Source organism: Pseudomonas chlororaphis (assembly GCF_001921865.1).
Classification (GTDB): domain Bacteria; phylum Pseudomonadota; class Gammaproteobacteria; order Pseudomonadales; family Pseudomonadaceae; genus Aquipseudomonas; species Aquipseudomonas chlororaphis_D.
In genome coordinates, this window is the sequence record NZ_MSCT01000005.1 from 90,102 (window position 1) to 107,908 (window position 17,807).

At 64.1% G+C, this 17,807-nt stretch carries 18 protein-coding genes; 13 read left to right on the plus strand and 5 right to left on the minus strand.

What is annotated here, in order from left to right:
• Positions 1–212: 212 nt before the first annotated feature.
• Complete coding sequence (locus tag BTN82_RS03335; RefSeq protein WP_075117758.1) at positions 213–1,226, plus strand: AraC family transcriptional regulator; 1,014 nt, start codon at positions 213–215, stop codon at positions 1,224–1,226.
• A gap of 6 nt (positions 1,227–1,232) precedes the next feature.
• Here BTN82_RS03335 and BTN82_RS03340 read toward each other — a convergent pair whose 3' ends face one another.
• Positions 1,233–1,706, minus strand: coding sequence for an Lrp/AsnC family transcriptional regulator (locus tag BTN82_RS03340; protein WP_075118120.1), 474 nt, complete (start codon positions 1,704–1,706; stop codon positions 1,233–1,235).
• A 185-nt stretch (positions 1,707–1,891) separates the two neighbouring features.
• Between BTN82_RS03340 and kynU the strand changes: the two genes are divergently transcribed.
• Entirely contained in the window at positions 1,892–3,142 is a 1,251-nt protein-coding gene (kynU, locus tag BTN82_RS03345) for a kynureninase (RefSeq protein WP_075117759.1), read from the plus strand.
• Positions 3,143–3,343: 201 nt separating this feature from the next.
• A complete protein-coding gene (locus tag BTN82_RS03350) occupies positions 3,344–4,747 on the plus strand; it encodes an amino acid permease (protein WP_075117760.1) in 1,404 nt (467 codons plus the stop codon).
• A 94-nt stretch (positions 4,748–4,841) separates the two neighbouring features.
• Here BTN82_RS03350 and BTN82_RS03355 read toward each other — a convergent pair whose 3' ends face one another.
• The gene (locus BTN82_RS03355) at positions 4,842–5,726 is read right to left on the minus strand and encodes a LysR substrate-binding domain-containing protein (RefSeq protein WP_075117761.1); all 885 of its coding nucleotides are present in this window, start codon (positions 5,724–5,726) and stop codon (positions 4,842–4,844) included.
• 200 nt (positions 5,727–5,926) lie between these two features.
• Between BTN82_RS03355 and BTN82_RS03360 the strand changes: the two genes are divergently transcribed.
• Positions 5,927–6,691: a sulfite exporter TauE/SafE family protein gene (locus BTN82_RS03360; protein WP_075117762.1), complete on the plus strand. Its 765-nt coding sequence runs from the start codon at positions 5,927–5,929 to the stop codon at positions 6,689–6,691.
• Here BTN82_RS03360 and BTN82_RS03365 read toward each other — a convergent pair.
• Positions 6,681–6,995: a putative quinol monooxygenase gene (locus tag BTN82_RS03365; RefSeq protein ID WP_075117763.1), complete on the minus strand. Its 315-nt coding sequence runs from the start codon at positions 6,993–6,995 to the stop codon at positions 6,681–6,683. The genes BTN82_RS03360 and BTN82_RS03365 overlap by 11 nt on opposite strands.
• Positions 6,996–7,200: 205 nt before the next feature.
• Here BTN82_RS03365 and BTN82_RS03370 point away from each other — a divergent pair, with 205 nt between their 5' ends.
• From BTN82_RS03370 to BTN82_RS03395, 6 genes are all read left to right on the plus strand, one after another.
• Positions 7,201–7,791 (plus strand): NAD(P)H-dependent oxidoreductase, encoded by a 591-nt coding sequence (locus tag BTN82_RS03370; protein WP_075117764.1) that lies wholly within the window; start codon positions 7,201–7,203, stop codon positions 7,789–7,791.
• Between the two features lie 163 nt (positions 7,792–7,954).
• Positions 7,955–8,866, plus strand: coding sequence for a LysR family transcriptional regulator (locus tag BTN82_RS03375; RefSeq protein WP_075117765.1), 912 nt, complete (start codon positions 7,955–7,957; stop codon positions 8,864–8,866).
• Between the two features lie 216 nt (positions 8,867–9,082).
• The gene (locus BTN82_RS03380; protein ID WP_075117766.1) at positions 9,083–10,432 is read left to right on the plus strand and encodes a gluconate:H+ symporter; all 1,350 of its coding nucleotides are present in this window, start codon (positions 9,083–9,085) and stop codon (positions 10,430–10,432) included.
• 15 nt (positions 10,433–10,447) lie between these two features.
• Positions 10,448–11,308, plus strand: a complete 861-nt coding sequence (locus BTN82_RS03385; protein ID WP_075117767.1) for a MurR/RpiR family transcriptional regulator — start codon at positions 10,448–10,450, stop codon at positions 11,306–11,308.
• A gap of 1 nt (position 11,309) precedes the next feature.
• Entirely contained in the window at positions 11,310–12,770 is a 1,461-nt protein-coding gene (locus BTN82_RS03390; protein WP_075117768.1) for an N-acyl-D-amino-acid deacylase family protein, read from the plus strand.
• A gap of 114 nt (positions 12,771–12,884) precedes the next feature.
• Positions 12,885–13,253, plus strand: coding sequence for a glyoxalase superfamily protein (locus BTN82_RS03395; protein ID WP_075117769.1), 369 nt, complete (start codon positions 12,885–12,887; stop codon positions 13,251–13,253).
• 104 nt (positions 13,254–13,357) lie between these two features.
• On the opposite strand, the gene BTN82_RS03400 is transcribed toward BTN82_RS03395, so the two are convergent.
• Positions 13,358–14,386 (minus strand): AraC family transcriptional regulator, encoded by a 1,029-nt coding sequence (locus BTN82_RS03400; protein WP_075117770.1) that lies wholly within the window; start codon positions 14,384–14,386, stop codon positions 13,358–13,360.
• Between the two features lie 282 nt (positions 14,387–14,668).
• Between BTN82_RS03400 and BTN82_RS03405 the strand changes: the two genes are divergently transcribed.
• From BTN82_RS03405 to BTN82_RS03410, 3 genes are all read left to right on the plus strand, one after another.
• Complete coding sequence (locus BTN82_RS03405) at positions 14,669–15,226, plus strand: hypothetical protein (protein WP_075117771.1); 558 nt, start codon at positions 14,669–14,671, stop codon at positions 15,224–15,226.
• Positions 15,227–16,266: 1,040 nt separating this feature from the next.
• Positions 16,267–16,464: a hypothetical protein gene (locus BTN82_RS30870; RefSeq protein WP_148169452.1), complete on the plus strand. Its 198-nt coding sequence runs from the start codon at positions 16,267–16,269 to the stop codon at positions 16,462–16,464.
• Positions 16,461–16,865, plus strand: coding sequence for a DUF6124 family protein (locus BTN82_RS03410; protein ID WP_075117772.1), 405 nt, complete (start codon positions 16,461–16,463; stop codon positions 16,863–16,865). Before BTN82_RS30870 ends, BTN82_RS03410 begins: the two co-directional genes overlap by 4 nt.
• A gap of 66 nt (positions 16,866–16,931) precedes the next feature.
• Here BTN82_RS03410 and BTN82_RS31785 read toward each other — a convergent pair whose 3' ends face one another.
• Positions 16,932–17,795, minus strand: coding sequence for a methyl-accepting chemotaxis protein (locus BTN82_RS31785; protein ID WP_410002788.1), 864 nt, complete (start codon positions 17,793–17,795; stop codon positions 16,932–16,934).
• Positions 17,796–17,807: the final 12 nt, after the last annotated feature.

Genomic DNA, 17,807 nt, shown 5'->3' on the forward strand with positions numbered 1-17,807 from the left:
GGCTACTGTTTGGCGCAGCCTCGTTTGGGTTTTTAGCCAGGGTCGGGCCGGCTCTATCCACTTAGTTGGCGATTGCTATCCAGTTGGTTGGCAGTGCCGGGCGGTGGCGTAAAACTTGCTCTTCTTGCTGTCGACTGTTGCAAGCAAGCCGTACTTCAAGCCAGACGCGCCGTCAGAGCGCGCCAAAAAAATATTGCCGTGGGTGCGCCGTGATGAATAGCAAGGCCGATTCGCCGTTTCGCGACATTCGTATCGATCGCTACGACCTCGAAGGGGCGCGCACCTGGATGTCGGGAATCTGCGGGCCGCACCGGCTCGAGACCGCGACCCCCGAGCGCATCCGTTTTCACCACAGCGCCAATGTGTTCAAGTCGCGGGCCACGACCCTGGGCATCATCGAATACGGCACCGACGTCACCATCGATATCGAGGACGCCGAGCATTTCAGCAGCTACAGCCTGAGCCTGCCGCTGAGCGGCGACCAGGAGCTGAGCAAGGACGGCCGCCTGCTGCGTTCCAATCGCGACCAGGGGGTGATCATCGCGCCCAACGAAAGCCAGATGCTGGCGATCTCCGGCGACTGCCGCAAAGTCCAGGTGGTGATTACCCGCGCGGCCATGGGCGAGGCCCTGGAAGCCCTGTTGCAACGCCCGCCAGAGGCGCCGCTGCGTTTCGAGGCGGTGATGGATGCGGTGGACGGCGCGTCGGCGTCCTGGTGGCGCATGGCGCGGTACTTCATCGGCGAGCTTGAGCGCAGCAGCGAGCTGTACGAACAACTGGCGTTTACCCGCGACCTGGAAAGCTCGTTGATCAAGGGCCTGATCCTCGCCCAGCCGAACAACTACTCGGCGCAGTTGCGCGAGGTGCTGGAGGTCAAGTTGCCCCACTACCTGCTCCGCGCCCGCCAGTACATCCATGCCAACGCCCGCGAGCCCTTGTGCCTGGAGGACCTGGAAGCCGCCGCCGGGGTGTCGCGCTTCAAGCTGTTCGAGGCGTTCAAGAAGTACTTCGCCCTGTCGCCGATGGCCTACCTGAAGAAATACCGGCTCACCGCGGTGCGCCAGGAAATCCTCGAGCACGGCTCGGCGCGGACCATTTCCGAGATCGCCCTGGGCTGGGGCTTCAGCCACCTGGGGCGGTTCTCCGCGGAGTACCGCAAGCTGTTCGACGAGCCGCCCAGCGTCACCTTGCAGCGCCACGACGCGCGGCGCCTGGGCGGTTTTTGAGGCGCGCTACTTGCGCAGCACCAGGTCCAGCAGGCCGTCCTGTTCCTTGATTTTCTGCAGGATGATTTCCGAGCGGATGTCGGTGACCCCGGACGTACGGTTCAGGTGATTGACGATGAAATCCGAGAAGTGCTTGAGGTTGCGCGCCTGGATCCGCAGCACATAGTTGCTGGCGCCGGTGATCACATAGGCGCTGGCTACTTCCGGCCACTGCTGGAGCTTCTTGATAAAGGTCTCGTGCCAGTCGGCCACGTCCTGGCGCAGCGAGACATGGACGATCGCCTCCAGCTCGACGCCCAGGCGCTCGGCGTCGAGCACCGCGCGATAGCCGCTGATGATGCCTTCGCTCTCCAGCAGGCGCAGGCGTCGCAGGCAGGCCGAGGGCGAGAGGGCGACTTTTTCCGCCAGCTCCTGGTTGCTGATGCGGCCGTCCTGTTGCAGGAAGTGCAGGAGGCGCAGGTCTGTCGAGTCGAGAATCATGGTTGGCATTTATCCGCGTTTTTTTAAGTTGTAGTCGAATAATCTTCGAGGCTGTGCCGCACTCGTAGCGCATTTTGCATGAAAATTCTCCAAGGCTTCGTTCATTATTTTCCTCACCGTGCAGGCACCGATGCCCTTCGGGTATTGCGTGCGCTGTCGCCTGCCCAGCGAAAACAGGAACGCCCATGACAACAAGAAACCACTGCCTGGCCCTCGATGCCCAAGACCCGCTGGCGCCGCTGCGCGACCAGTTCGCGCTGCCCGACGGGGTGATCTATCTCGACGGCAACTCCCTGGGCGCGCGCCCGGTGGCGGCACTGCAACGCGCGCAGCAAGTGATTGCCGAAGAGTGGGGCAACGGCCTGATCCGTAGCTGGAACAGCGCCGGCTGGCGCGACCTGTCGCAGCGCCTGGGCGACCGCCTGGCGCGGCTGATCGGCGCCGATGCCAACGAAGTGGTGATCACCGACACCACCTCGATCAACCTGTTCAAGGTGCTTGCCGCGGCCTTGCGCGTGCAGGCGCTCAAGGCGCCGCAGCGGCGGGTGATCGTCAGCGAGAGCAGCAACTTTCCCACCGATTTGTACATCGCCGAAGGCCTGGTCGAGATGCTCCAGCAGGGTTATTCCCTGCGCCTGGTAGACGGCCCCGAGGAGCTGCCCCAGGCCATCGGCGACGACGTCGCGGTGGTCATGCTCACCCACGTCAACTACAAGACCGGCTACATGCACGACATGCAGGCGGTGACCGCGCTGACCCACGAATGCGGCGCGCTGAGCCTCTGGGACCTGGCCCATTCCGCCGGCGCGGTGCCGGTGGACCTCAAGCAGGCCGGCGCCGACTACGCCATCGGCTGCACCTACAAGTACCTCAATGGCGGGCCGGGTTCGCAGGCGTTCGCCTGGGTCTCGCCGGCGCTCTGCGACCTGGTCAAGCAGCCGTTGGCCGGATGGTTCGGCCATGCGCGGCAGTTCGACATGGACGCGCAATACCAGCCCAGCAGCGGCATCGCCCGTTACCTGTGCGGCACCCAGCCGATCACCTCGCTGGCCATGGTCGAGTGCGGCCTGGAGATCTTCGAGCAGACCGACATGGCCAGCCTGCGGCGCAAGTCCCTGGCGCTGACCGACCTGTTCATCGAGTTGGTGGAACAGCGCTGCGCGGCCCACGGCCTGACGCTGGTCACCCCGCGCGAACACGCCAGGCGCGGCAGCCATGTCAGCTTCGAGCACCCCGAAGGTTACGCGGTGATCCAGGCCTTGATCGCCCGAGGCGTGATCGGCGATTACCGCGAGCCGCGGATCATGCGTTTCGGTTTCACGCCGCTGTACACCCGCTTCAGCGAAGTCTGGGACGCGGTAGAGATCCTCGGCGAAATCCTCGACCAGCGAACCTGGGCCGAGCCGCAGTTCCAGATTCGCCACAGCGTGACCTGAACACAGCAACCCGATACCTGTAGCCGCTGCCGCAGGCGGCGTTCGGCGACGAAGTCGTCGTGAAGCCGATGGGCGCGGTTTTCCAGTGACACCGCGGACATCGGTTTACGCCTGCTGCGCAGTCGATCGCAGCCTGCGGCAGCGGCTACAGGAATGTTCGACGTTACAGCGTGCCAATAACAATAAAAGAGGCTCACACACGTGACCAATACCAACCAGGGTTTCGCCGCGATCTCCCATCGCGAACAGGGCTTGCGCCGCCAGCTCACGGCCGGGCAGATGAGCATGATCGCCATCGGCGGGGCGATCGGCACCGGGCTGTTCATGGGCAGCGCCTACGCCATCGGTTACGCCGGCCCCAGCGTACTGCTCAGCTACGCCATCGGCGCGCTCATCACCTTGCTGCTGATGGGCTGCCTGGCGGAAATGACCGTGGCCCATTCCACTTCCGGCTCCTTCGGCGCCTACGCCGAGTTCTACATCAGCCCGCTGGCCGGGTTCCTGGTGCGCTACGCCTACTGGGCGGCCATCGTCCTGGCGGTCGGCGCCGAGGTCACGGCCATCGCCATGTACATGAAGTACTGGTTCGCCCACGTGCCGGAATGGGTGTGGATCGTCTCGTTCTCCAGCGTGCTGATCCTGCTCAATGCCATCAGCGTGAAGACCTTCGGCAACTTCGAGTACTGGTTCTCGACCATCAAGATCGCCGCCATCGTCGGCTTTATTCTCCTCGCGGTGTACGTGGTGTTCGGCTCCGGCAACGCCGACTACGGCTTGCACAACTACACGGCCTTCGGCGGCTTTTTCCCCAACGGTATGGAGGGCATGTGGATCGCGGTGATCGTCTCGATCTTCAGCTACCTGAGCGTGGAGATGATCGCGGTGGCCGCCGGCGAAGCCGAGGACCCGCAGCAAGCGGTGAAAAAGGCCTTTCGCGCGACCATCGTGCGGCTGGTGGTGTTCTACCTGCTGACCCTGGCGCTGATGCTGGCCATCGTGCCCTGGACCCAGGCCGGCAAGGCGCAAAGCCCGTTCGTCACGGTGATGCAGACCCTGGGCATTCCCGGTGCCACCGGGGTGATGAACTTCGTGATCCTGGTCGCCGCGCTGTCGGCGATGAACAGCCAGCTGTACATCACCACGCGCATGATGTTCAGCCTGTCCCGAGGCGGCTATGCGCCCAAATCCATGGGCACGCTGAGCAAGAGCGGCATCCCGCTCAATGCCTTGCTGCTGTCCAGTTCGGGCATCGCCCTGGCGACCCTGGTCAACGTGCTGTACCCGGAAAGCTCGTTCACCCTGATGATGGCGATCTCGATGTTCGGCGCGATCTTCACCTGGTTCATGATCTTTCTCACTCACTACTGCTTCCGTCGTTACCACCAGCGCCATGGTGAACAACAGTTGTCGTTCCGCATGCGTCTGTTTCCCTGGAGCACGTTGTTGGGGCTGGTGTTGATGGGCGCGGTGATGGTTACCACTTACTTCACCGAGGCGTTCAAGATGACCCTGGTGTTCGGCGTGCCGTTCCTGGTGATCCTGACCCTGGTGTACGGGCTGTTCTTCAGGAAGCCCCGGGCGGCGGGCGCGCTGTCCAAGGTCTGATTAAAAACCTGTAGGAGCGCAGCTTGCTCGCGATCCGCGTAGCGGCCATCCACCGCAGCGTTGCGCCGAACGCTATCGCGAGCAAGCTGCGCTCCTACAGGGCCCTCAGGGCTTCCAGCAAGGCCTTGGCGTAGGCCGGCAACTGCGCAAAATCTTGCGCGCACAGCAGCAGTTTGCGTTGCGCCCAGTCCTCCTTCAGCGCCACGCAGCGGAAGGCGCGCGGCTGCGGCCAGCGCTCGACCGCCGCTTGCGGCACCACCGCCAGCCCGGCGCCGCGGGCGACCATGCGCAGTACTGCGTCGAAACCTTCGGCGCGGATGCGGATGTGCATGCGCAGGCCGAGGTGCAGCGCCTGTTCTTCCAGGTAGCCCGCCAGCGCACTGTGGGCAGCCAGGCCGACATAGGGGTAGGGCAGGGTCTCGGCGAAACCAGGCCGCTCGGCCTGGGCCAGGGGATGCCCGACGGGCAGGACCAGCACCAGCGGGTCGTCGCGAAACGGCCGGGTCTGCAAGCCCTGGGTTTCCACCGCGTCGGAGACGATGCCCAGGTCCGCCGCGCCCTGGCGCAACGCATGGGTGATACGCAGGCTGGGCAGTTCCTGCAGCTCGATATCGAGGTTGGGGTGGCGGCAGAGAAAGTCCGCCAGCGGCTCCGGCAGGTATTCGGTGATCGCCGTGGTATTGCACAGAAGGCGCACCTGGCCTTTGACGCCCTGGGCGTACTCGGCCAGTTCCTGTTGCAGGTGCTCGGCCTGTCGCAGCAGGCTGCGCGCGTGTTGGGCCAGGGCCTTGCCGGCGGGCGTGGGGCTCACGCCACGGCGGCCGCGGTGCAGGAACTCGGCGCCCAGGGACGCCTCCATCGCCCGGATTCGCGCGCTGGCGGCGGCCAGCGACAGGTGGCTGCGGCTGGCGCCGGCAGTGATATTGCCGGCGTCGAGGATGTTCAGGTACAGGCGCAGGTCGGTCAGGTCGAAGTGCATTAGAGGTGTCCTTGATAGCGCCGCGTTGCGGCTATCGCGAGCAAGCTCGCTCCTACAGGGGACGCGTTCTTCTGTAGGAGCAAGCTTGCTCGCGATAGGGCCATAACAGCCGCTGAAAATCTCAAGCCTCTGCCTAAACAAGAGGCTGCCTCAGTATATGGCAGATTTTCAGCCCGCCGCCGCGGGCGCAGGATGGCGCCATGAATACCTCTCTCGCGTTCTATCAACACCTCGGTTTAGCCCTTTCCCTGCTGGTGCTGGGGACTTTCGTCGTGGCCGGCATGATCAAGGGCGTGATCGGCCTCGGCCTGCCGACCATCGCCATGGGCTTGCTCGGCCTGGCTATGGCACCAACGCAGGCTGCGGCGCTGCTGATCATTCCCGCGACCCTAACCAATGTCTGGCAACTGGCGTTCGGCGGGCACCTGTGGGGGCTGCTCAAGCGCTTGTGGCCGATGCTGCTGGCGATCTGCCTCGGCACCGGCCTGGGCAGCCTGTGGCTGGGGATCGACGGCGGGCATTGGGTGGTGCGGGCGTTGGGGGCGGCGCTGCTGCTGTATGCCCTGAGCGGCTTGCTGCTGCCGACCCTGCGCCTGCCGCCGCGCCTGGAAACCTGGCTGGGCCCGGCCTGTGGCCTGGTAACGGGCGTCGTCACTTCGGCCACCGGGGTGTTCGTGATTCCGGCGGTGCCTTATCTGCAAGCGTTGGGGCTGCGCAAGGACGAGTTGGTGCAGGCGTTGGGGTTGTCGTTCACCGTCTCGACCCTGGCCCTGGCGGCCGGCCTGTACGGGCGCGGCGCCCTGGGCGGCGGCGAGCTCGGCGCCTCGCTGCTGGCGCTGGCTCCCGCGCTGCTCGGCATGTGGCTGGGCCAGGTGTTGCGCCAGCGCATCAGCGCGGTGCTGTTCAAGCGGGTGTTTTTCAGCGGCCTGGGGCTGCTGGGCGGTCACTTGCTGATCAGCGGCTAGCCGAGGACGGGCTGAGCATATCGATACGGCGGATATCGAAGTCGCGCTCCAGGTAATCCATGCGTTTGTCGAAGAACGCCTTCATGTGCGGCAGGTTGGAGTGCACGTCCAGATGCGCCTGGGATGCCCAGATCTCGTAGAAGATGAACAGGCTCGGGTCCTGCTGGTCGCGCAGCATGTGGTATTCGATGCAGCCGGGTTCGGCGCGGCTGGGTTCGACGTAGGCGCGAAACAGCGTCTCGAAGGCCTCGGACATTTCCGGGCGGGTCTTGGCGTGAAGGATAAAACCGTGCTGTTGGGACATGGTGCGGTTCCAGGAAGGGGGAGGTTGAAAAATTCTACGGCACGAATCCATTACCAATTCGTGCCGATTGGTCAAAAGTTTTTTGCCTGAACCGCGCTTATTCATATCGTCTTTCGCCGATATTCTGCGCCCCATCGTTTTCAAACTTCTCGACCCGGTCCTGCCTCGCAGCGCCAAAGGGGTCGTTCCTGATGAGGCCGGACCCATGAAAAAAGTGCTGTTGCTCAACGGTGGCAAGAAATTCGCCCACTCCGACGGTCGCTATAACGCGACCCTGCATGAAGCTGCGGTGGCGGTGCTGGACCGCGGCGGGGTGGACGTGAAAGTCACCCACATCGACGAGGGCTACGACATCCAGGAAGAAGTGGCCAAGTTCCTCTGGGCCGACGTGATCGTCTACCAGATGCCGGGCTGGTGGATGGGCGCGCCCTGGATCGTGAAAAAGTACATCGACGAAGTCTTCACCGAAGGCCACGGCAGCCTCTACGCCAGCGACGGCCGCACCCGTTCCGACGCTTCGCAGAAATACGGCAGCGGCGGCCTGATCCACGACAAGCAGTACATGCTGTCGCTGACCTGGAACGCGCCACAGCAGGCGTTCGACGACCCCACCGACTTCTTCGAGGCCAAGGGCGTGGACGCGGTGTACTTCCCGTTCCACAAGGCCAACCAGTTCCTTGGTATGTGCGGTTTGCCGACCTTCCTCTGCGTGGACGTGATGAAGCGCCCGGACATCGACAACGATGTGAAGCGTTACGAAGAACACCTCAAGGCGGTGTTCAACCTGCCGGCGTAAATCCGGCTACTATCGGTTTTTGCGCCGTATGCACGATGTAACCCCTGTAGCCGCTGCCGAAGGCCTTCAGCGATCTCACGGCCTTGCGCCCCCTTCGGTGGCGATCGCAGCCTGCGGCAGCGGCTACAGGTGCATGGCCAGCCAACCGATACAGAGGACTTACGTGAAAGCCAGATCCGACGAACTGCAGATCTTCGTCTGCGTCATCGAGTGCGGTTCGATCTCCGCGGCGGCCGAGCAGGTGGGCCAGACGCCGTCGGCGGTCAGCCGCACGCTGTCGCGCCTGGAGAGCAAGCTCGACACCACGTTGATCAACCGCACCACCCGGCGCATGGACCTGACCGAAGAGGGCAAGTACTTCTTCGAGCAGGCCAAGCTGATCCTCGACCAGATGGACGAACTCGAAGAGCGCCTGTCGTCCCGCCAGCAGACCCCGTCCGGACGCCTGCGCATCAACGCTGCCTCGCCGTTCATGCTGCACGCTATCGTGCCCTACGTTGCCGAGTTCCGTAGCCTGTACCCGGATATCCAGCTGGAGCTCAACAGCAACGACCTGATCATCGACCTGCTGGAGCAGAGCACCGATATCGCGATCCGTATCGGCACCCTGGCGGATTCGACCCTGCATGCGCGTTCCCTGGGGTGCAGCCCGCTGCATATCCTCGCCAGCCCCGCGTACCTGGAGCGCCACGGCACGCCGGCCACCGTGGCCGCGCTCAACGAGCACACCCTGCTCGGTTTCACCCAGACCGAAAGCCTCAACCACTGGCCGCTGCGCCACGTGCACGGCGACCGCTGGCCGATCCAGCCGGGCATCAGCGCCTCCAGCGGCGAGACGGTGCGCCATTTGGCGCTGGAAGGGCAGGGCATTGCCTGCCTGTCGCACTTCATGACCATCGACGACATCCGCGCCGGGCGCCTGACGCCGATCCTCGCCGAGTTCAACAGCGGCTATCGCCAGCCGATCAACGCGGTGTACTACCGCAACTCGCAACTGGCCCTACGCATCCAGTGCTTCCTCGACTTTATCCAGGGCAAGCTGGCCGATTACGCCAATCCGCTGTTCAGCGCCTGATTCCGACCAATGCCTGATCCCTGTAGGAGGTTGTTGGCCGCTGGAGTCGATGAAAATACGGCGGGTCGATTTTCATTATTCGCGACACGACATATCTATCCGCGACAAAGCGTGTCTCTCCACGAAAGTTACTTTCATGCGGTTTGAAAACTCTTTCATTAAATGATTAATGAGTTTCACAAACATTCGACGTGACCCTTTTTCGAGGAGTACCGCATGACACCTGCATCGGGCTATTGGCTGTTGGGCTATGCCGCCATTGCCATCATTGCGCTGATCGTCCTGATCGCGCGTTATCGGATCAATCCGTTCATTGTCATCACCCTGGTTTCGCTGGGCCTGGCGCTGATGGCCGGGATGCCGCCGTCCGGCGTGGTCGGTGCCTACGAGGCAGGTGTCGGTAAGACCCTCGGGCACATCGCCCTGGTGGTGGCGCTGGGCACCATGCTCGGCAAGATGATGGCCGAGTCCGGCGGGGCGGAGCAGGTGGCGCGGACCCTGATCGACCGTTTCGGCGAGCGCAACGCGCATTGGGCGATGGTCTGCATCGCTTTCCTGGTGGGTCTGCCACTGTTCTTCGAGGTCGGTTTCGTGTTGCTGGTGCCGATCGCCTTTACCGTGGCGCGGCGGGTCGGCGTGTCGATCCTGATGGTCGGCCTGCCGATGGTCGCCGGCCTTTCGGTGGTGCATGCCCTGGTGCCGCCGCACCCGGCAGCGATGCTGGCGGTGCAGGCTTATCAAGCCTCGGTGGGGCAGACCCTGCTCTACGCGATCCTGATCGGCATTCCCACGGCGATCATCGCCGGCCCCGTGTACGCCAAATTCATCGTGCCGCGTATTCAACTGCCGGCGGAAAACCCGCTGGAGCGTCAGTTCATCGAACGCGAACCGCGCACCCGCCTGCCCAGTTGCTCAATCACCATGGCCACCATCCTGTTGCCGGTGGTGCTGATGCTGATCGGCGGCTGGGCCAACCTCATTTCCACCCCGGGCAGCGGCTTCAACCAGTTCCTGCTGTTTATCGGCAACTCGGTGATCGCCCTGTTGCTGGCGACCCTGCTGAGCTTCTGGACCCTGGGCCTGGCCCAGGGCTTCAACCGCGAGTCGATCCTCAAGTTCACCAACGAATGCCTGGCGCCGACCGCCAGCATCACCCTGCTGGTGGGCGCCGGCGGCGGCCTGAACCGGATCCTGGTGGACGCCGGGGTCACCGACCAGATCGTCGGCCTGGCCCATGAATTCCAGTTGTCGCCGCTGCTGATGGGCTGGCTGTTCGCCGCGCTGATGCGGATCGCCACCGGCTCGGCCACCGTGGCCATGACCACCGCCTCGGGCGTGGTGGCGCCGGTGGCCCTTGGCCTGGGCTATCCGCACCCGGAACTGCTGGTGCTGGCCACCGGCGCCGGCTCGGTGATCTTCTCCCACGTCAACGACGGCGGCTTCTGGCTGATCAAGGAATACTTCAATATGACCGTTGCCCAGACCTTCAAGACCTGGACGGTGCTGGAGACCCTGATCTCGCTGGTCGCCTTCGCCCTGACTGTCGGTCTTGCCCAATTGCTTTGAGCCCAGGTGCCGTTTATGGACATCCTCTACCAGATCCGCTCCCGCCAGGATTCGTTCAGCGCCGGCGAAGGCCGCATCGCCCGGCTGATGCTCGACGACGTCGGTTTCGCCGCCTCCGCCAGCCTGGAAGACCTGGCGCAGCAGGCCGAAGTCAGCGCCGCCACGCTGTCGCGTTTCGCCCGCAGCGTGGGCTGCCGCGACCTGCGCGACCTGCGCCTGCAGCTGGCCCAGGCCAGCGGGGTCGGCAGCCGTTTTCTCGACCCCGCGGGCACCCCGGAACAATCGGGGTTCTACCGGCAGATCGTCGGCGACATCGAATCGACCCTGCATCGCCACCTGGCCGGGTTCGACGAGTCGCGCTTTCGCGACGCGGTCCGCCTGCTGGGCAAGGCGCAGATGATCCACGCCTTCGGCATGGGCGGCTGCTCCACCCTGTGCAGCGACGAGTTGCAGGTGCGCCTGGTGCGCCTCGGCTACCCCATCGCCGCCTGCCACGACCCAGTGATGATGCGCGTGACCGCCGCGGCCCTGGGCCCGCAACATGCGCTGATCGCCTGTTCGCTGACCGGCATCACCCCCGAGCTGCTGGAGACCGTCGAACTGGCTCGCAGCTACGGCGCCAGCGTGCTCGCCATCACCCTGGCCGACTCGCCGCTGGCCGAACTGGCGGACGTGGTGCTGCCGCTGCAAAGCGCCGAGACCTCCTTTATCTACAAACCCACCGCCGCGCGCTACGGCATGCTGCTGGCCATCGACGTATTGGCCACCGAGCTGGCCCTGGCGCTGCCCGAAGACAACCAGGAACGCTTGCGCCGGATCAAACTGGCCCTGGACGATTACCGCGGCGGCGACGATTGCCTGCCGCTGGGAGACTGACATGCTCTACGACACCCTGATCCGCAACGCCCTGGTGATCGACGGCAGCGACACCCCCGGCTACCCCGCCGACGTGGCGCTGCTCGACGGCCGCATCGCGCGCATCGGCGACTTGAAAGAGGCCCGGGCCAAGAGCGAAATCGACGCCGCCGGCCAGGTGCTGGCGCCGGGTTTCATCGACGTGCACACCCACGACGACACCGTGGTGATCCGCCAGCCGCAGATGCTGCCCAAGCTCAGCCAGGGCGTGACCACGGTGATCGTCGGCAACTGCGGCATCAGCGCCTCGCCGGTCAGCCTGCGCGGCGATCCGCCGGACCCGATGAACCTGCTGGGCACCCAGGCCGCCTTTGTCTACCCGCGCTTTCGCGACTACCGCGACGCGGTGGACGCCGCGCAACCGGCGGTCAACGTCGCTGCGCTGATCGGCCATACGGCGCTGCGCAGCAACCACCTGGACGACCTGTATCGCACGGCGTCGGCAGATGAAATCGCCGCCATGCGCGAGCAACTGCGCGCCAGCCTGGAAGACGGCGCCCTGGGGTTATCCACCGGCCTGGCCTACGCCAGCGCCTTCTCGGCCGAGACCGACGAAGTACTGCAACTGGCCGAAGAGCTGACGGCGTTCGGCGCGGTGTACACCACCCACCTGCGCAGCGAATTCGAGCCGGTGCTGGAGGCCATGGACGAAGCCTTCCAGATCGGCCGCCACGCCAAGGCGCCAGTGATCATCTCCCACCTCAAATGCGCGGGCGCCGGCAACTGGGGGCGCAGTCCGCAGTTGCTGGCCTCCCTGGAGCGAGCGGCCAAGGACCATCCAGTGGGCTGCGACTGCTACCCCTACGCGGCCAGTTCCTCGACCCTCGATTTGAAACAGGTCACCGACGCGTTTCGCATCACCATCACCTGGTCCACTCCGCACCCGGAACTGGGCGGGCGCGACCTGATGGACATCGCCGCCGAATGGGGCACCAGCCTGCTCGACGCCGCGCGGCGCCTGCAACCGGCCGGCGCGGTGTACTACGGCATGGACGAGGCCGATGTGCGGCGCATCCTCTCCCACCCGCTGTCGATGATCGGTTCCGACGGCCTGCCGGAAGACCCGTTTCCCCACCCGCGCCTGTGGGGCGCCTTCCCGCGGGTGCTCGGGCATTTCAGCCGCGACCTCGGGCTGTTTCCGCTGCACACCGCGGTGCACAAGATGACCGGCCTGTCGGCGGCCCGCTTTGGTCTCAAGCAGCGCGGCGAAATCCGCGAAGGGCACTGGGCCGACCTGGTGCTGTTCGACCCGGCGCGGGTCCGCGACGTGGCCGATTTCAAAAGCCCGCAACAGGCGGCCGAGGGTATCGAGGGCGTGTGGGTCAATGGCGTGCGCAGCTACGCCGAGGGTCAGGCCAACGGCCGCAGGGAAGGGCGTTTCCTGGCGCGGGAAGGGGATCTGCGCGATGGCTTCAAGGCTTGAATGGTGAGTTCGCCACAATGATGGCTCAATGATATTAAAGAAAATGAGCGTCGGGCCGAAGCGCTGACATCCACGTGTTGTACTGTGATGCATCTTTGATCAGGGAGTCGCGCAATGAGCTTCGGCAAAACCACCCCCATCCTGCGGATCTTCGACGAAGCCAAGGCGCTGGAATTCTACGTCGGCTTCCTGGGTTTCGCGCTCGACTGGCAGCACCGCTTCGAAGACAACTTCCCGCTGTACATGCAGGTGTCGCGCGGGGCGTGCGTGCTGCACCTGTCGGAGCATCACGGCGACTGCACCCCGGGCGCGGCGCTGCGTATCGAGACCGACGAACTGGAAGCCTTCCAGCAGCAGTTGCAGGCCAAGAACTACCGTTTTTCCCACCCGGGGATCGAGGCCACGCCTTGGGGCAGCCAGGACCTGACGGTGGTCGATCCGTTCGGCAATCGCCTGGTGTTCACCAACGCCATCAGCGTCTGAGCCAAGGCCTTCGGAACGCCTCGTCACCCCTGTAGGAGCGAGCTTGCTCGCGATGGCGTCCTGCCTGAGACACCGCGCCGTCCGGATCGCCAGCAAGCTGGCTCCTACAGGGAAGGGCGGGGCCGCTGGTGCTGGCGAAACTCCCCCGGCGTCATCCCCGTCCGGCTCTTGAAGGCCCGATGGAACGAGCGCGGTTCGGTAAAGCCCAGATAATGGGAAATGTCGTGGATCGCCAGGTCGCTGTGCAGCAGGTAATGCTCGGCCAGTTCCTGGCGCAGGTCGTCGAGGATCTGTTGGTAGGAGGTGCCGGCCTGCTGCAACTGGCGTTGCAGGGTACGCACCGACATCGCCAGCAGCTCGGCCACCTGTTCCTTGCGCGGCAAGCCTTCCTTGAGCAGCCGGCGCAGGGCGTTTTTCACTTGCAGCGCCAGCGGCGCTTCTTCCAGCGACGCCATCAGGCTCATCGCATGTTCTTCCAGGGTGCGCAGCAATTGCGCGTCGGCCTGGCGCAGCGGCAGTTGCAGGTAATCCAGCGGCGCGAGCAGGGCCGAGCCGCTTTGCTCGAACAACACCGGGCAGCCGAAAAACGCCTCGTATTGCGCCAGTGTGGTGCCGACCGGCAGCGGGTGCTCGAACCACACGGCGCTCGGCGAGAGCTGGGTGTCGGCGATCCAGCGGGCGTAGAGCAGCCAGGAGGCGAGCACGTTTTCCACCAGTTGGCGGCGGGTGTCGGAGGGCCGCAGGCGGCAGTTCCAGATCAGCCGCACCTGCTGTTCGGTCATCTCGACGCGACTGACACCCATGTCGCCCACCAGTTTCTCGAACGGCATGATCCGGCTCATGGCCTCGCCCAGGGTCGCGCAGTTCATGGTGATGTAACCGAGCACGCTCCAGGAGTTGGGCAGCACGTAGCGAGCGGCATTGAGGCCGAACAGCGGGTCGCCCGAGTGTTGGCAGAAATACCCCAGCAGGCGTTCGTGGACCTCGACGGGCAGGCGCAGGCTGTTGTCGTTCAGTTGCTCGGCCCCGATGCCGGTGGCGTCCAGCGCGGGGGCGGTGGGCAGGCCGAGGTGTTCGGCGTGGCGCAGGTATTTGAGCAGCGGTGGGACCGAGGTGTAGCCAAGGGGCTGCATGCGGGGGTTCCTGGCGGTGGGCGCGCTTTTTGACGTTAAGGTAAAGGCCCGCGGTCCTGGGTGCAACGCTGGTCTTGCCGTGGCTGTCCGGGTATTCGCCTTTCCCTGTAGGAGCGAGCTTGCTCGCGATGGCGTCCGCCCTGGCGCCGCATCTTCCGGACGGGACTCTATCCATTGCTACGGTTCAAGACGATGGGTCGCCAGCCGATTTATAAGAGGCGAGAAAATTCTTGAGGGGCTTGAACAGTGCTCCTCTCACAACGTCAGGAACGGAATCCAAAGATGAATACGACACCTGTATGGCCAGAGGTTTTTCTCGGGGCGTTTGACGCAATCAGTGAGCGCATGGCGCAGGTCCTGGAACTGGCCGATTGCCGGGAGCACTGGATTCAGGCGGAGCTCAGCCTGTATGCCTGGCAGCAGGGTCATCCGGATATCTGGACTGGCGGCAACGCCGGAGGGCGGACCAAAGTCGATCTGTACACGGAAGACTTGGACATGGCCGCCGAGGTGAAATGCCTGGGGGATGTGTCGTTTCCCAAGTGCCTGATGGGCAAGGGCATGGGCGAGACTCGCTCAGTGCTGCGAGAGGATGGCGAGGGGCGACTCTGGTTTCCGCAGGTCGATCCGCAGGAGTCCGTGGTGTGGTCGGTGTTTGCTGATCTGGGGCGGTTGCAGCGGATGGTGGGGGTGCGGAACAAGTTTCTGATTTTGGTGATTGCCAAGGATTATGTGGCTGAGACGGAGATGGGGGGGACGCTGCGGCGGCTGCGGTTGTCGGAAGAGGAGTGGTCGCTTGAGTTGGAGAGTGCGACGGTGCGGATTTGGCGGATTGAGTAAATCGAGTACGCCGGATTCTGTAGGAGCGAGCTTGCTCGCGATGACGTCCGTTCTGGCGCTGCGTATTTTTGACGGTGTACATATCCATTGCTGCGGTCACGGCCACTTAGGGTTCCGCCCTTACGGCGGGTCACTTTTGGCTGACGTCTGTAGGAGCGAGCTTGCTCGCGATGGCGTCCGGTTTGGCGCTGCATTTTTTGGACGGGGTACATATCCATTGCTGCGGTCATGGCGGCTTAGGGTTCCGCCCTTACGGCGGGTCACTTTTATCAAACGCCATAAAAGTAACCAAAAGGGCTTGCCCCCGCGTACGGCCCTCGCTGCGCTCGGGTTCCCTCGTTCCGGCATTCATCAGGGGGCATCGCCGCCGGCGATGTCCTCGACTGCGTCGAGGGGCGCTGCGCGCCATCCCCCTGATGAACGCCTCCACTCGGCCTGCCGAAGGGGCAGGTAGATCAAGATCAAAAGCGGCGCTGGCGCGACCTACCGGTCGGCGCGGAACCCTGTAGCCGCTGCCGAGCCTGCGAGGCTGCGTACGACCGCGCAGCGGGCGCAGGGGCTTGAGACCGCCGGAGGACCTGCGGTCCTTGCGCAGCCTTCGGCAGCGGCTACAGGGATCGATGCGTTCTCACGTTGTGCATTCGCCCTTTGTAGGAGTAGCTGGTCGACGCACGATTGCTCGCGAAAAAGCGGGTGGCGTGTACGGTTTTTCTCTTTGATTTGTAGGGTGTTTCCGAGAGAATCGCGGGGTTACATTTCTGTGGTTTTGGCGTCTTGTGCCTGCTGAATGTTCGGGGCTAGGCTGCCCCGGTCGCTGCAAAATCAGCGGCCGGGTTTGGTAGCCCGAGCGATTTCCAGGCGCATAGAGCGCCGCTATTTCTTTGGCAGATATCCATTCTGTCGTTGCGTTATGGCGGCTGTGCGCAGGGCACCTTGTGTGCGCTGGGTTCCTGGAGTCCCGGTCTACCAACCTGTGTACAGCCGCCACCCTGATCGTTTGGTAGCGATCTGTGGCGGCTCCATGACTCCGGGAGTTTGCCATGAAAAAAATTGTCCCCGATCCGCCCATGTACCAAGCATCAAAGAAGGCTGCTTGGACTTCTATGGTAGTTGCGTGTGAGAGGTTTCTGAACCTGCCAGGTTTGCTTCTTCCTGGTTTTGCAGGCTTGCATGCAACTGCCGCCTATCCTCTGTGTGATGCTTGCGACTGCCTTGCAAGAAGGGGCTTTGCATCATGAAGAAAATCATTTCTGAGTCGCTTATCCCTCAACCCAGCCGCGGCCTGATCACTGAACTGGAATCCCCCAATCGTTCACTGCTCGACGCTTTGCAGGACAACACGTCCGGTCTTCCCTTGCACGGAACCTTGCAGGAAACCGGCAGCACTTCTTTCGGCTGTCGCGATGGCAACGGCCGTCCGCTATTCGCCGTCCGCCCCGGGGTCAGTGCCGAGGAGGCGTTGTTGCATGTGTCGTTGTTGCTCAAGTGTGCCGAGGAGACGGCGGACGAGATCACCAGTGCCAGTGGCATCGAGCGTGGCCTGGTCTGGTCGATGATTCATTCGGTGGAGATGGCGCGGGCGGTGGTGGATGCGTTGCTGGATGGGGCGGGGAGGCAGGGGGTGTCGCGGGAGGGGTGAGCGGGGGATTGCAAGGTAGCCCACTTCCTTGTGGGCGCCTGGCTTTTCCCTGGGGGAAAGCGAGGGTCAGACGCGGAAGTGGCTGACCATCATTTGCAGCTGGTTGCCCAGGCGAGCGAGTTCGACGCTGGAGGCGGCGGTTTCGTCGCTGGCGGCGGCGGTCTGTTCGGAGACGTCGCGCACGTTGATGATGCTGCGGCTGATCTCTTCGGCCACGGCGCTTTGCTCTTCGGCGGCGGCAGCGATCTGCTGGTTCATCGACTGGATGTTCGACACCGTGCGGGTGATGTTTTCCAGGGAGGCGCCGGCCTTGCGGGTCAGGTCGACGCTGCTGTCGGTCAGGCTGCGGCTGCTGTTCATCACCTGGGCCACTTGCTGGGTGCCGTTCTGCAGGCCGGCCACCAGGCCTTCGATTTCCTCGGTGGATTTCTGCGTGCGTTGCGCCAGGGCGCGCACTTCGTCGGCGACCACGGCGAAACCGCGGCCGGCTTCACCGGCGCGGGCGGCTTCGATGGCGGCGTTCAGGGCCAGCAGGTTGGTCTGTTCGGCCACGGCCTTGATCACGTCCATGACGCTGCCGATCTTCTGGCTTTCCTGTTGCAGCACGGTCATGGCGTCGGTGGAGCGCACCACTTCGCTGGCCAGGCGTTCGATCTGGGCGATGGCTTCGGCCACTACCTTATCGCCTTCGCGGGCTTCGCCGTCGGCGGCGGCCGCGGCTTGCGAGGCTTCTTCGGCGTTGCGCGCGACTTCCTGCACGGTGGCGGTCATCTCGTGCATGGCGGTGGCCACCTGGTCGGTCTCGACCTTCTGGCTGTTGACCCCGGCGCTGGTTTCTTCGGTCACGGCCGAGAGTTCTTCGGCGGCGCTGGCGATCTGGGTCACGCCGTCGCGGATGCCGCCGATCAATTCGCGCAGGGTCACGCCCATGCGGCCGATGCC